General features: G+C 40.1%; 14 protein-coding genes. 12 read left to right on the forward strand and 2 right to left on the reverse strand.

Going from position 1 to position 13,611, the window contains the following annotated elements; genetic code table 11:
* Positions 1-16 precede the first annotated feature (16 nt).
* The 4 genes from HMPREF3020_RS06220 to murQ all read left to right on the forward strand — a co-directional run bounded on the left by HMPREF3020_RS06220 (position 17) and on the right by murQ (position 3,882).
* Complete coding sequence (locus tag HMPREF3020_RS06220; RefSeq protein ID WP_070775959.1) at positions 17-880, forward strand: YicC/YloC family endoribonuclease; 864 nt, start codon at positions 17-19, stop codon at positions 878-880.
* Positions 881-888: 8 nt separating this feature from the next.
* Complete coding sequence (locus tag HMPREF3020_RS06225; RefSeq protein WP_070775961.1) at positions 889-1,728, forward strand: CAF17-like 4Fe-4S cluster assembly/insertion protein YgfZ; 840 nt, start codon at positions 889-891, stop codon at positions 1,726-1,728.
* A 123-nt stretch (positions 1,729-1,851) separates the two neighbouring features.
* Positions 1,852-2,970: an anhydro-N-acetylmuramic acid kinase gene (locus HMPREF3020_RS06230; protein WP_070775963.1), complete on the forward strand. Its 1,119-nt coding sequence runs from the start codon at positions 1,852-1,854 to the stop codon at positions 2,968-2,970.
* Positions 2,971-2,973: 3 nt separating this feature from the next.
* Positions 2,974-3,882 carry an N-acetylmuramic acid 6-phosphate etherase gene (gene murQ / locus HMPREF3020_RS06235; RefSeq protein WP_070775964.1) on the forward strand — a complete coding sequence of 303 codons (909 nt, stop codon included), beginning with the start codon at positions 2,974-2,976 and terminating at the stop codon, positions 3,880-3,882.
* A gap of 60 nt (positions 3,883-3,942) precedes the next feature.
* On the opposite strand, the gene HMPREF3020_RS06240 is transcribed toward murQ, so the two are convergent.
* Both HMPREF3020_RS06240 and HMPREF3020_RS06245 read right to left on the reverse strand, forming a co-directional pair.
* The gene (locus tag HMPREF3020_RS06240; RefSeq protein WP_070775965.1) at positions 3,943-5,601 is read right to left on the reverse strand and encodes a phospho-sugar mutase; all 1,659 of its coding nucleotides are present in this window, start codon (positions 5,599-5,601) and stop codon (positions 3,943-3,945) included.
* A 189-nt stretch (positions 5,602-5,790) separates the two neighbouring features.
* On the reverse strand, positions 5,791-6,360 hold the full coding sequence (locus HMPREF3020_RS06245; RefSeq protein WP_080972310.1) for a DUF5358 domain-containing protein: 570 nt from the start codon (positions 6,358-6,360) through the stop codon (positions 5,791-5,793).
* A gap of 152 nt (positions 6,361-6,512) precedes the next feature.
* Here HMPREF3020_RS06245 and menB point away from each other — a divergent pair, with 152 nt between their 5' ends.
* The 8 genes from menB (at position 6,513) to panF (ending at position 13,605) form a co-directional block, all read left to right on the forward strand.
* Positions 6,513-7,370: a 1,4-dihydroxy-2-naphthoyl-CoA synthase gene (gene menB, locus HMPREF3020_RS06250; protein ID WP_005698319.1), complete on the forward strand. Its 858-nt coding sequence runs from the start codon at positions 6,513-6,515 to the stop codon at positions 7,368-7,370.
* A 92-nt stretch (positions 7,371-7,462) separates the two neighbouring features.
* Complete coding sequence (locus HMPREF3020_RS06255) at positions 7,463-8,233, forward strand: glycosyltransferase family 25 protein (RefSeq protein WP_049368672.1); 771 nt, start codon at positions 7,463-7,465, stop codon at positions 8,231-8,233.
* Positions 8,234-8,294: 61 nt separating this feature from the next.
* Entirely contained in the window at positions 8,295-9,284 is a 990-nt protein-coding gene (gene menC, locus HMPREF3020_RS06260) for an o-succinylbenzoate synthase (protein WP_070775966.1), read from the forward strand.
* Between the two features lie 60 nt (positions 9,285-9,344).
* Positions 9,345-9,797, forward strand: coding sequence for a type II 3-dehydroquinate dehydratase (gene aroQ, locus HMPREF3020_RS06265; RefSeq protein WP_049368670.1), 453 nt, complete (start codon positions 9,345-9,347; stop codon positions 9,795-9,797).
* Between the two features lie 161 nt (positions 9,798-9,958).
* On the forward strand, positions 9,959-10,423 hold the full coding sequence (accB, locus tag HMPREF3020_RS06270; RefSeq protein WP_005698314.1) for an acetyl-CoA carboxylase biotin carboxyl carrier protein: 465 nt from the start codon (positions 9,959-9,961) through the stop codon (positions 10,421-10,423).
* Positions 10,424-10,483: 60 nt separating this feature from the next.
* Positions 10,484-11,830 carry an acetyl-CoA carboxylase biotin carboxylase subunit gene (accC, locus tag HMPREF3020_RS06275; RefSeq protein ID WP_070775967.1) on the forward strand — a complete coding sequence of 449 codons (1,347 nt, stop codon included), beginning with the start codon at positions 10,484-10,486 and terminating at the stop codon, positions 11,828-11,830.
* Positions 11,831-11,926: 96 nt separating this feature from the next.
* Positions 11,927-12,181, forward strand: coding sequence for a YhdT family protein (locus HMPREF3020_RS06280; RefSeq protein WP_070775968.1), 255 nt, complete (start codon positions 11,927-11,929; stop codon positions 12,179-12,181).
* On the forward strand, positions 12,181-13,605 hold the full coding sequence (gene panF, locus HMPREF3020_RS06285) for a sodium/pantothenate symporter (RefSeq protein ID WP_070775969.1): 1,425 nt from the start codon (positions 12,181-12,183) through the stop codon (positions 13,603-13,605). The genes HMPREF3020_RS06280 and panF overlap by 1 nt, the downstream gene beginning before the upstream one ends.
* Positions 13,606-13,611: the final 6 nt, after the last annotated feature.

Below are 13,611 nucleotides of genomic sequence, written 5' to 3' on the forward strand. Positions count from 1 at the left end.
TAGTAGGAGAGCGCTTATGATTTATAGTATGACAGCCTTTGCACGCCTTGAAATCAAGAAGGATTGGGGCGATGCAGTTTGGGAAATTCGTTCGGTTAACCAACGTTATTTGGAAAACTTTTTCCGCTTGCCAGAGCAATTTCGTGGCTTGGAAAATGCTTTGCGTGAGAAACTTCGTCAAAATCTCACTCGCGGTAAAATTGAATGCTTATTGCGTATTGATAGCAAAAAGCAAGCAGCGGCTGAACTCAATTTAAATAAAGAGTTGGCGAATCAAGTTATCCAATCTTTACAATGGATTAAGTCGCAAGCTGGTGAGGGCGAAATCAATTTGGCGGATGTATTGCGTTATCCTGGCGTGGTAGAAGCGACTGAGCAAGATTTAGATGCGATTAGTCAAGATTTGTTGACAGCTTTTGATGAGTTGTTGGTGGAGTTTATTGCAATGCGTGGCCGTGAAGGCGAAAAATTACAAGCCATTATTCAACAACGTTTAGATGGCATTACGGTAGAAGCCGAAAAAGTGCGGTCACAAATGCCGGCAGTTTTACAATGGCAGCGTGAGCGTTTATTGCAACGTTTTGAAGAAGCGAAAATTCAACTTGATCCACAACGTGTCGAACAAGAAATGATTTTATTGGCGCAACGTGTGGATGTGGCGGAAGAATTAGATCGTCTGCAAATGCACGTGAAAGAAACCAACAACATCTTGAAAAAAGGTGGGGCAGTGGGTCGTAAACTAGATTTTATGATGCAAGAGCTCAATCGTGAATCTAACACGTTGGCATCAAAATCCATTAATGCAGAGATCACCGCTTCTGCTGTGGAATTAAAAGTATTAATCGAACAAATGCGTGAGCAAATTCAAAACCTTGAATAGGAAAAATCATGGCAACATTTATTTCATTAAACCACTATGATTTGGTGGAAGTGGTGGGCGTAGATGCGGAGAAATATCTGCAAGGCCAATTAACTTGTGATGTGGTGCATTTGGCAGCAGGCGCTTCAACGCTTACAGCGCATTGTGATCCTAAAGGCAAAATGAACTCGTTGTTCCGCTTAATTAAGCTTTCTGCAGAGCAGTTTTTGATTTTAATGCCGAAAAATTTATTTGCTCCACTCGATCATTTAAAAAAATACGCCGTGTTTTCAAAAGTGACTTTTCAAGTATTGGATTGGCAAATTGTTGGCTTGATTGGTGAAAAGTGCGGTCGAATTCAAGCACAAATCATCTTGGATATTGATGAAAACCGAGCTATTTTGATCAATCCTACACCGTTAGATGTCACCTTTAATGGCGATGAAAAACAATGGCTTTGTGCGGATATTCAATCGGGCTTACCAAGCTTGAGTGCGGAAACGCAAAATGAATTTATCCCGCAGGCATTAAATCTACAAGCTATCGAACAAGCAATTTCTTTTACTAAAGGCTGTTATATCGGGCAAGAAACTGTCGCGCGAGCCAAATATCGTGGCGCCAATAAACGAGCGATGTATGTGCTTTCGGGTGAAACAACGGTTACACCGAAAATCGGCAGCGAAATTGAAATGCAGTTAGAAACAGCTTGGCGTAAAACGGGTACGATCGTAAGTGCGGTCAATTTTGACGGCGTTTTATGGTTACAAGTGGTGATGAACAACGATTTAGAAGAAGGGATAAGTTTCCGTTTACCTGAAGATGGAACCGTTCTGAAAATTGAACCGTTACCTTATTCCATCAATAGTTAAAAAACGATTTAGTCATTGATGGCTTATAAGCTTATAAGAAGAAAAGAGAGAACCACAATGTTCTCTCTTTTTTTATTTTTTTAAAATCCGCTATAATTCTGAAAAACTCACGAATTGAACTCTATGACTTATTATCTTGGTATTATGTCTGGCACCAGCCTTGATGGGGTGGACATTGCCCTTACTGACATCCAATCTAATCAAACCAAATTAATTGCGGCAGATTTCACGCCGATGCCGGCAAATTTACGCGAAAAAGTAACCGCACTTATTCAATCGGGTGAAACCTCGTTACAGTCTCTGGGCGAGCTTGATCATCAATTAGGCTTGCTTTATGCCGATTGCGTAAATACCTTTTTACATAAATACCAGTTAAAACCAGAACAGATCGAAGCCATTGGCTGTCATGGACAAACAGTGTGGCATTCCCCAAAAGGTCAATTTCCGTTTACCATGCAAATCGGTGATATGAATTTATTAGCCGCTAAAACAGGTATTACGGTCGTTGGTGATTTGCGCCGTAAAGATATGGCATTCGGTGGACAAGGGGCGCCTTTAGTACCCGCCTTTCACCAAGCGGTATTTTTTGATCCTAACTGGGCAACAGTGGTGCTTAATATTGGCGGCATTAGTAATGTATCCTTATTGATACCCGAACAGCCTGTCATTGGCTTTGATACAGGAACCGGTAATACCTTGCTCGACCAATGGATCGAAAAGCATCAAAGAAAAGCTTATGACAAAAATGGTGAATGGGCGGAGTCAGGTCAAGTGAATTCAGATTTGTTAGCGGCATTATTAGATGAAGATTTCTTTCAACTGCCACCACCGAAAAGCACAGGGCGTGAATTATTTAATTTGGCTTGGCTAGAGAATAAAATTCAAAAAATAGCAGGCAAAACGACCGCACTTTTACCACAAGATGTGCAAGCCACCTTGGCTGAATTTACCGTGCAAAGCATTGTTTTAGCCCTTAATAATATTCAGACGACATTACCATGCAGATTACTTGTTTGTGGCGGAGGTGCTAAAAATCAGGCGATCATGAATGGTTTAAAACAAGCATTACCAAATTGGCGTATTCAACTAACGACTGAATTAGAACTTGATATCGATTATGTGGAAGCGGCAGCTTTTGCTTGGTTGGCCTATCGTCGTATGCATAATTTGCCGGCTAATTTGCCGAGTGTTACGGGCGCTACAAGTGCGGTCAGTTTAGGGGCGATTTTTCCAAAGGAATAAACCATGGCAGAGAATTTATTACAAACCCTTTCAACTTTAATTACTGAACAACGGAATCCCAATTCCATGCAGGTGGATAGCTTGTCTGCATTGGAAATTGTGCAGTTAATGAATCAGGAAGATAAACAAGTACCTTTGGCAATTGAAAAATGTTTACCTCAAATTGCCCAAGCAGTCGAATGTATTGTTGCTGCATTTCAACAAGGTGGTCGATTAGTCTATATTGGCGCAGGGACCAGTGGTCGATTGGGGGTATTAGATGCCTCTGAATGCCCACCAACATTTGGCGTGTCACCTGAAATGATGAAAGGTATTATTGCAGGTGGTGAGCGGGCATTACGTCATCCAATTGAAGGGGCGGAAGACAGTAAAGCACAAGCCGTGGTTGACTTACAAACCATTCAATTTTCCTCAAAAGATGTGTTGGTGGGTATTGCTGCAAGTGGACGAACACCTTATGTGATCGGTGCATTGGAATATGCGAAAAGTTTAGGTTCAGTGACCGTTTCGATTGCAAGTAATCCGAATTCAGCGATGGCAAATATTGTGGATATTGCCATAGATACAGTAGTGGGAGCAGAAGTGCTAACTGGCTCGAGCCGCTTAAAATCAGGTACTGCACAAAAATTAGTACTGAATATGCTGACTACAGCTTCCATGATCTTAATGGGTAAATGTTATCAAAACTTAATGGTGGATGTGCAGGCAAGTAATGAAAAGCTGAAAGCCCGCGCCATTCGCATCGTCATGCAAGCCACGGATTGCGATAAGGCTCTCGCAGAAGAGACATTAAAGCAGGCAGATCAAAATGCGAAATTAGCGATTATGATGATTCTGAGTGGATTAGATCGTGTTCAAGCAGAGGCTTTATTAGAAAAACATCAGGGCAAGTTACAACTTGCATTGAAATAAGTAAAAATAAAAACGCTAGGCATCAAACCTAGCGTTTTTATTATTTAATAGTTTGCTCAATTAGCAATCTTGTTTGCCGTAAGCATCTTGACGAAGGATTTGACGAACGCCTTCATCAAATTGTGCTAAAACGTGATCCGCATCTTTTGGATCTTTACCGCGCGCATCAAGATAGAACTTGATTTTCGGTTCAGTACCAGATGGACGAACGATTAAGCGGCTACCGTTTTCTAATACGAATACAAGGATGTCGCTTTGGCGATCTGTTTTAGTGTGGTCGATAAATTGTGCCACTTTAACACCACCTACTTCAGCTGGAGGCGTGTTACGAAGTGCGGCCATTAATTTACCAATTTCAGATAAATCGCTTACACGAATAGAAATTTGACCACTTACATAAGCACCGAATTCTTGTGTGAAGTCATTGGCGTAATCCGCTAAGGTTTTACCTTGTGCTTTTAAGTGACGCACTAAATCTAAGAACACGATCGCTGCAGAAATACCGTCTTTGTCGCGTACTTTATCAGGGTCAACTAAGTAACCAAGCGCTTCTTCGAAACCGAATAATAAACCTTGAACTTTACCGATGTATTTGAAACCGGTTAAGGTTTCTTCTGATTGGAAGCCGTATTTTTTCGCAATTTCAGCAAGTGCAGGAGAAGATACTAAAGAGCACGCTAATACGCCTTTCTCACCTTTTGCATGATATTGTTTTGCTAAATACCAACCTAAGAAACAGCCTACTACGTTGCCGTGTAAAGATTTCCAGTTACCTTGTGCATCTGGAACAGCCACCGCTAAACGGTCTGCATCTGGGTCATTAGCAATAATGAATTCCGCATTGTGTTCTTTTGCTACTTTAATTGCTAAATCTAATGCACCTTTTTCTTCCGGGTTAGGGAAGTTTACTGTTGGGAATGTGCCGTCTGGCCATACTTGTTCCGCCACAATATGAGGTTGTGGAAGCCCAGCTTTGGTTAAGGTTTTGCTTAATACTTCATAGCCTACACCGTGCATTGCAGTATAAACGTAGTTAATGTCTGCTTCTGGTTCTTTAGCAAGAGATGCTGTTTTTTCAATATAAGCGTTAACCACTTCATCATCTAACACAACATAATCTTGGCTACGTGGTAAATCTTTTACATTACCCGCTGCGACTTTGTCGATTAATGCCGCGATATCTTTATCTGCAGGAGAAACGATTTGGCCACCGCCGTTCGCTTTACCCAAATAAACTTTATAACCATTATCTTCTGGTGGGTTGTGACTTGCAGTCACCATGACACCTGCGGTGGTATCAAAATATTGGATTGCGTAAGCTAATACTGGCGTTGGTAATTTACGTGGAAGTAAATAAGCTTTCACGCCTGCACCCGCCATGATTTCAGCGGTATCACGTGCGAAAACATCAGAGTTTTTACGACCATCGTAACCAATCACGATGGAAGGTTGTTTGTCGTAATCTTTTAAATAATCTGCTAAACCGCCCGCAGCTTGTGCCACTAAAACACGGTTCATACCCATAGGGCCTGCTTGTAATGGTCCACGAAGCCCCGCAGTACCAAATTGTAAACGGCCACTAAAGCGAGCTTGTAATTCAGATTGTGCTTTTTCATCACCATTTTTCGCCGCCGTTAAAAGTGCGGTTAATTCTGCGTGAGTTTCTGCATCAGGATCTTGATTTAACCAGTTTTGTGCAATATCAAAAAGCGTTGTCATGATGTTTTCTCCTTGTAAAAACTAATTCTTGTTAGACTAGCTGAAAATGACTTTAATTTAAATGACTATTTTGCTTTTTTACTGAAAATTTAAGCTTTTTTTGATCGCAACCGTTTTCTCTTGATATAAAAACGGCGTAAAAATATTTACGCCGTGAGAGTGATATAAATTTATATAAAATAATAAAAATTAGAGAAGAAGGGCAGAACCCCATTTAATAATATCAAAGAAGAATTTGTTTTGATTGGTTGCAATACCATCACCCGTTTTCTTCAATGTGCCGTCATCATTTTTCGTTTCATCTACCATGCCATTTACATACTGGCCTTTCACCACATCTAAGTCTTCTTTTGCCTGAGTACGTAAGATTTGGCAAGCTTTTGGTTCTAATGCATCGACATCACCAATTTCTGCGCGGAATTTCTTAAATTGATAGGTTGCATAATTCATCGATTTTTCATCTTTTTGAATCATTTTTACATAATCTTCACCGATGATTTTTTCTAACGGATAGAAAAAGACATATTGGGAATGAATATAGCTATCTTCTTTGGCAAAATGTTGTTGCTGAATACGAGTTAAATTTGGATAGATACATTGCTCAGCTTGTTTACTTGCTGTAGCCCATGCTTTCGCATTCTCATCTGAAAGGAGATAATCAGCTTGTGCGAATTCAGCAGGAATAGTTGATTGTGATGAACCAAATAAACTACAAGCATTCAATAACATGATGCTGCTTAAAAAAATAATTTTTTTCACTTAAATTTCCTTATAACATCTAGAATGGCAAAATTTTAACAACAACAATCTGATTGTAAAGTGATTCTCTAATTGAGAAGTGATTTTCTTTCCCGAACTAAAAAACTTCCGCTATAATGACCGCACTTTTTACACTTATAAAGGAAAGAACAATGCAAAATCCAAAAGATGATGTTTTATATGCACCAGTTGAGTGGGTTGATCATAGCGAAGGTTATACTGATATCCGTTTCCACAAATCGACTGATGGTATTGCAAAAATCACGATTAACCGTCCGGAAGTGCGTAATGCATTTCGTCCGCAAACAGTCAAAGAAATGATCCATGCTTTTTCTAACGCGCGTTTCGATGAAAAAATTGGCGTGATTGTGTTAACCGGTGAAGGCGAAAAAGCATTCTGTTCTGGTGGTGACCAAAAAATTCGTGGTGACTACGGCGGTTACAAAGATGAAAGCGGTGTGCATCACTTAAATGTATTGGATTTCCAACGTGATATTCGTACTTGTCCAAAACCAGTGGTGGCAATGGTCGCAGGTTATGCGATTGGTGGTGGTCACGTACTTCATATGTTATGTGATTTAACTATTGCGGCAGACAATGCGATTTTCGGTCAAACTGGTCCTAAAGTCGGTTCATTTGATGGTGGCTGGGGCGCAAGCTATATGGCACGTTTAGTGGGGCAGAAAAAAGCCCGCGAAATTTGGTTCTTATGCCGTCAATATAATGCACAAGAAGCATTAGATATGGGCTTAGTGAATACTGTTGTACCTTATGCAGATTTAGAAAAAGAAACTGTGCGTTGGTGCCGTGAAATGTTACGTAACAGCCCAATTGCATTACGTTGCTTAAAAGCCGCATTAAATGCAGACTGTGATGGTCAATCAGGTTTACAAGAGCTCGCGGGTAACGCAACCATGTTGTTCTATATGACTGAAGAAGGTCAAGAAGGTCGTAACGCGTTCAACGAAAAACGCGCGCCAGACTTCAGCAAATTTAGACGCAATCCTTAATTTGAACATAAAAGTGCGGTTAGAAATCTGTGTGTTTTTAACCGCCTTGTCGTGATATATCTCAATCCTTATTCATATTTTAGAATTATTTTATGTCCTGTGTGAAACAACATAATTATGTGATTAGCTTAACCAGAGAAACAAAACGTCGCAAACACATTGAACAAGAATTTGGTCGGCAAAATATCCTTTTTTCATTTTTTGATGCAGTGACGCCAGATCGTATTGAGGATGTTGCAAAGAAATTTAATATTATTTTAGATCGCTCTTCAGAAGCTAAATTATGGGATGGGGAAATTGGTTGTGCGTTAAGTCATATCTCACTATGGAATTTAGCATTAGAAAAGAACTTAGATTATATCAATATTTTTGAAGATGATATTTACTTAGGCGAGAATGCAAAAGAGCTGTTAGAAGTCGATTATTTGCCTGATGATATTGATGTATTGAAGCTTGAAGCTAATGGAAGAATGGTATTTCGCGCGCCTAGACCAGCAAAGTATGATAGAAAGATTTATCCCATAACATTTAAGCAATCAGGAACGGCGGGTTATACCGTGACAGCGAAAGGCGCTAAATATCTTCTCGAACAGGTGAAAAATAAACCCCTTGAAGTGGCCATTGATTCTCTTATCTTTGAGCATTTTTTGAATTTAAAGGATTATAAAGTGGTTCAGCTTTCACCAGGGATTTGTGTGCAAGATTTTGTTGTGAATCCGGATAAGCCTTTTGAAAGTAGTTTGCAAAAAGGTCGAGAGTCGGTTTGTGAAAATCAAACGAAATTTTCAGTCTTTGAAAGAATCATAAACGAATTTATGAGAGTAAAACGTAAATTATTTATGAAACAAGTGCCTTTTAAATAGAATACGTGCGGTTAAAAATCTGTGTGTTTTTAACCGCACTTTTACCATCAAGGAGAATAAGATGGAAACCAAATCATTTAATCTTTATCGTTATTCTATTCCCGTCGATAGTCAGTTAATTTTACGTGGACGTTTTTTAAAACGCCGTGAAGGTTTGATTGTACGTGTTGCTTGCAGCCGTGATGGCTGGGGGGAAATTGCACCTTTACCTGGTTTTAGCGAAGAAACCATCGAACAAGCGCAAGAGCAAGCCATTGAATGGCTGACGAATTGGTGTCATGCAAGCTGCGAAGCTCCAAGAGTCCCCCTTGATGGTTGTTATCCTTCTGTTGCTTTTGGTATTAGCACGGCGATGGATGAGATGAAACGTTATTTAAATGAGGAAGGTAACTATCATACTGCACCGTTGTGTTATGGCGATCCTGATGAGTTATATGCAGAACTTAATCAAATGTCAGGTGACAAAGTCGCTAAAATCAAAGTCGGTATGTATGAAGCGAATCGTGATGGTTTGATTACGGATATGTTTCTTGAAGCCATTCCTGATTTGCAATTACGTCTAGATGCGAATCGTCAATGGACCTTGGAAAAGGCGTTAAAATTTGCGGAGAAAGTAAAACTACAACATCGTTCTCGCATTCAATTTTTGGAAGAACCTTGTAAAACCCGTGAAGAAAGCCGCCAGTTTGCAACTCAAACAGGCATTAATATTGCTTGGGATGAAAGTGTGCGAGAGCCAGATTTTCTTTTAGAAAAAGAACCGCACTTAAGCGCCATTGTGATTAAACCAACATTGATTGGCTCGCTGCAAGATTGTCAAAAGCTGATTGCACAAGCGCATAGCTTAGGCATAAAAGCGGTGATCAGCTCGAGTATTGAAAGTAGCCTTGGATTGACGCAACTCGCTCGTATCGCTGCGCAATATACGCCTAACGTGATGCCTGGATTAGATACATTGAATTTGATGCAACATCAGGTATTACGAGCATGGCCGGGCTCAGATTTACCGTTAATTGATCTAAATTCAGAATTTATTACCAAAATTATCTAGAGATACGACCACCATTACACAAAAAATCGCTATAATTCGCACAAGTTAAAGGATGTGAAAATGTCAAAAAAATTCAATATTTTGCTGTTAAATGGCCCGAACTTGAATATGTTGGGCGCAAGGGAACCAAAACATTATGGTTCACTTTCATTATCTGCCATTGAAGAAAATGTGGGTAAACTTGCTGAGCAGCATGGTGTGAATTTGGAGTGTTTCCAAGCAAATAGCGAAGAAAAGTTAATTAATAAGATTCATCAAAGTTTTCAGAAAGTGGATTTTATTTTAATTAACCCGGCAGCTTATACGCATACCAGTGTTGCATTGCGCGATGCGTTGCTTGCGGTGTCAATTCCTTTTGTCGAAATTCATTTGTCTAATGTACATAAACGCGAGCCATTCCGTCATCATTCTTACTTTAGTGATGTGGCTGAAGGTGTGATTTGTGGCTTAGGTGTAAAAGGCTATGAGTTTGCTCTCCAATTTGCGTTAGATTTTTTAAATAAAAAAGCATAAAATTTCACAAAATTTACAGATTTTCGCAGAAATTTATCGCAAAGTTCATGATTTTGCGGTAATCTTGCCGACACAAAAAAACAGGTTTCAAAATGACCGCACTTTGGAAATCAATTCTGAAAGTGCGGTTAACAATTCATTATTATTTTTAGGAAGAACGTATGGACATTCGTAAAATCAAAAAACTGATTGAATTAGTAGAAGAATCGGGTATCACTGAATTAGAAGTGCAAGAAGAAGAAGGTACAGTACGTATTAGTCGTGCGGCACCAGCTGTTGCACCTGCTGCAATTCAATATGCAGCAGCCCCTGTCGCACCTGTTGCGGCTCCTGCTGCTGCGCCAGCACCTGCAGCGGCTGCACCTGCGGAAGCACCAGCAGCTGAAGTGTCTGGTCACCAAGTACGTTCACCAATGGTGGGTACATTCTATCGTAGCCCAAGTCCAGAAGCGAAAGCTTTCGTGGAAGTGGGACAAACTGTCAAAGTAGGCGATGCGCTTTGTATCGTTGAAGCAATGAAAATGATGAACCGTATCGAAGCTGATAAAGCTGGTGTGGTTAAAGCAATCTTAGTAAATGATGGCGAAGCGGTTGAATTTGATCAACCATTGATCGTTATCGAATAATCCCTATCAATCTGAAATGGCGAGCTTTCTCGCCATTTTTTCACCCAAGTGGAAATTGTTATGTTAGAAAAAGTTGTGATTGCTAACCGTGGTGAAATTGCACTGCGTATTTTGCGTGCCTGTAAAGAATTAGGCATTAAAACTGTGGCGGTTCACTCTACCGCTGACCGTGATTTAAAACACGTATTACTTGCAGATGAAACAGTTTGTATCGGACCTGCGCCATCTGTAAAAAGTTATTTAAATATTCCTGCGATTATTGCTGCAGCAGAAGTAACCGGTGCGGATGCTATTCACCCTGGTTATGGATTCCTTTCTGAAAATGCAGATTTTGCAGAGCAAGTTGAGCGTTCAGGCTTTACTTTTATCGGTCCAACAGCAGATGTCATTCGTTTAATGGGTGATAAAGTTTCTGCGATTAAGGCAATGAAAAAAGCGGGCGTGCCTTGTGTTCCAGGTTCTGATGGTCCTGTAGGCAGTGATATCGCGAAAAATAAAGAAATTGCAAAACGTATTGGTTATCCAATTATTATCAAAGCATCTGGCGGCGGAGGCGGTCGTGGTATGCGCGTGGTACGTAGCGAAGATGCACTTGAAGAATCCATTGCGATGACCAAAGCAGAAGCAAAAGCAGCGTTTAACAATGATATGGTTTACATGGAAAAATATTTAGAAAATCCACGCCATATTGAAATCCAAGTTTTAGCTGATACACACGGTAATGCAATCTATCTTGCTGAACGTGATTGTTCTATGCAACGTCGCCACCAAAAAGTGGTGGAGGAAGCACCAGCACCAGGTATTACCGAAGAAGTCCGTCGTGATATCGGTTCTCGCTGTGCGAAGGCTTGTGTTGAAATTGGCTATCGCGGTGCAGGTACATTTGAATTTTTATATGAAAATGGTGAGTTCTATTTCATCGAAATGAATACTCGTATTCAAGTAGAACACCCAGTAACAGAAATGATCACTGGTGTGGATTTGGTGAAAGAACAATTGCGTATTGCGGCTGGTTTACCACTTTCTTACAAACAAGAAGATATTAAAGTGAAAGGTCATGCGATTGAATGTCGTATCAATGCAGAAGATCCAAAAACATTCTTACCATCTCCAGGTAAAGTGGTACACTTACACTCACCAGGTGGTTTAGGCGTTCGTTGGGATTCTCATATATATGCTGGTTATACTGTTCCACCACACTACGATTCTATGATCGCAAAATTAATTACATACGGTGATACTCGTGATGTTGCAATCCGTCGTATGCAAAATGCATTATCAGAGACGATCATTGACGGTATCAAGACAAACATCCCTCTTCATGAACTTATTCTTGAAGATGAAAACTTCCAAAAAGGTGGTGCAAATATCCACTATTTAGAGAAGAAATTAGGGATGCATGATTAATTTATAATTTTCTAGGCAAAGGCAGAATATTTCTGCCTTTTTTGTTTATCGTTTAATATAATTATTGACGGTAAAACATTCTAATAGGAGCTAATAATGGATTTATCACAACGATATAAACAAGCCGCCAAGGAGGCGCGCTGGGCATTAGGTTTAGCTATTTTTTATGTCATAGGATGGTGTATTTGTGCTTATTTACCAAAAGGGGCACTCGGGCCGATAGGTTTTCCGTTGTGGTTTGAATTATCCTGCATTTATTTGCCCATTTTGTTTGTAGTCATTGGGTATTGGATTGTCAAAATTGTCTTTTTAGATATTCCTCTAGATGTTGAGTCAAAGGAGAATAAATAATGAATTTAGGTATTATTCTCCCATTAGCTATCTATTTAGTCTTCATCTTTGGTGCGGCATTATTTGCTTATGTAAAACGCAGTAAAGGGGATTTCCTTACGGAATATTATGTAGGAAATCGTTCCATGACAGGTTTCGTCCTTGCGATGACAACAGCTTCCACTTATGCCAGTGCCAGTTCTTTTGTTGGGGGACCAGGGGCAGCCTATAAATATGGGCTAGGTTGGGTGTTACTCGCCATGATCCAAGTGCCGGCTGTGTGGTTAGCCTTAGGTGCATTAGGCAAAAAGTTTGCATTACTTTCTCGCGAAACCAATGCGCTTACTATCAATGATTTATTTTTCTATCGTTATAAAAATAAATATCTCGTTTGGATTTCCAGTCTAGCATTGTTGCTTGCCTTCTTTGCCGCTATGGTTGTGCAATTTATTGGTGGCGCAAGATTGCTCGAAACCACGATAGGGATTCCTTATACTCACGCCTTACTTATTTTTGCCTTAACGGTTGGTATTTATACGTTTATTGGTGGTTTCCGAGCCGTCGTGTTAACTGATACGATTCAAGGTACCGTAATGATTTTTGGCACAATCGTACTATTAGTGGGCGTGATTTACCATCTCGGTGGCGTGGAAAATGCGGTCAATAAATTAACTGAAATTGATCCGAGCTTAGTAAGCCCTTACGGCCCAAATGAGATGCTTGATTTTCAATTTATGGCATCATTTTGGATCTTAGTCTGTTTCGGTGTGGTAGGTTTACCACATACAGCCGTGCGTTGCATGGCTTTCAAAGATAGTAAAGCCTTACATCGAGGCATGCTCATTGGTACGATTGTCCTTTCAGTTATTATGTTAGGGATGCATTTAGCGGGAGCTTTAGGTCGTGCTGTTGTGCCAGATTTAACGGTGTCAGATAAAGTCATTCCAACCTTAATGTTGGAAGTGCTTCCGCCTATTGTTGCAGGGATTTTCTTAGCCGCACCGATGTCGGCGATTATGTCCACAGTTGATGCGCAACTCATTCAATCCTCCTCAATTTTTGTGAAAGACTTATATCTTGCAAGCAAACCTGAAGCCGCGAAGAATGAAAAACGAATTAGCCGTATTTCATCAGTCATTACACTAATTTTATCGGCGTTGTTAATTCTTGCCGCACTGAATCCACCTGATATGATTATTTGGTTGAATCTATTTGCTTTCGGTGGATTAGAAGCAGCATTCCTTTGGGTGATTGTATTAGGCATTTATTGGGATAAAGCAAATGCAGCAGGTGCAATAAGCTCAATGGTGGTGGGATTAAGTAGTTATGTGCTACTGACTCAATTTGGTATCAAACTATTTGGTTTTAATGCCATTGTACCTGCACTTGTATTTGGCTTGATTGCTTTCATCTTGGGTAACCAATTCGGCGCAAAAAAACAGTAAAAATGG

It is taken from the genome of Haemophilus sp. HMSC068C11 (assembly GCF_001815355.1).
Classification (GTDB): domain Bacteria; phylum Pseudomonadota; class Gammaproteobacteria; order Enterobacterales; family Pasteurellaceae; genus Haemophilus_D.

What these genes read in the sequence shown, in the direction of transcription:
- aroQ (WP_049368670.1), top strand. Translation starts at nt 9,345, where the DNA reads ATGTCAAAAAAATTCAATATTTTGCTGTTAAATGGCCCGAACTTGAAT.
- panF (WP_070775969.1), top strand. Translation starts at nt 12,181, where the DNA reads ATGAATTTAGGTATTATTCTCCCATTAGCTATCTATTTAGTCTTCATC.
- murQ (WP_070775964.1), top strand. Translation starts at nt 2,974, where the DNA reads ATGGCAGAGAATTTATTACAAACCCTTTCAACTTTAATTACTGAACAA.
- menB (WP_005698319.1), top strand. Translation starts at nt 6,513, where the DNA reads ATGCAAAATCCAAAAGATGATGTTTTATATGCACCAGTTGAGTGGGTT.
- HMPREF3020_RS06240 (WP_070775965.1), bottom strand. Translation starts at nt 5,601, where the DNA reads ATGACAACGCTTTTTGATATTGCACAAAACTGGTTAAATCAAGATCCT.
- HMPREF3020_RS06230 (WP_070775963.1), top strand. Translation starts at nt 1,852, where the DNA reads ATGACTTATTATCTTGGTATTATGTCTGGCACCAGCCTTGATGGGGTG.
- menC (WP_070775966.1), top strand. Translation starts at nt 8,295, where the DNA reads ATGGAAACCAAATCATTTAATCTTTATCGTTATTCTATTCCCGTCGAT.
- HMPREF3020_RS06280 (WP_070775968.1), top strand. Translation starts at nt 11,927, where the DNA reads ATGGATTTATCACAACGATATAAACAAGCCGCCAAGGAGGCGCGCTGG.
- accC (WP_070775967.1), top strand. Translation starts at nt 10,484, where the DNA reads ATGTTAGAAAAAGTTGTGATTGCTAACCGTGGTGAAATTGCACTGCGT.
- HMPREF3020_RS06225 (WP_070775961.1), top strand. Translation starts at nt 889, where the DNA reads ATGGCAACATTTATTTCATTAAACCACTATGATTTGGTGGAAGTGGTG.
- accB (WP_005698314.1), top strand. Translation starts at nt 9,959, where the DNA reads ATGGACATTCGTAAAATCAAAAAACTGATTGAATTAGTAGAAGAATCG.
- HMPREF3020_RS06220 (WP_070775959.1), top strand. Translation starts at nt 17, where the DNA reads ATGATTTATAGTATGACAGCCTTTGCACGCCTTGAAATCAAGAAGGAT.
- HMPREF3020_RS06255 (WP_049368672.1), top strand. Translation starts at nt 7,463, where the DNA reads ATGTCCTGTGTGAAACAACATAATTATGTGATTAGCTTAACCAGAGAA.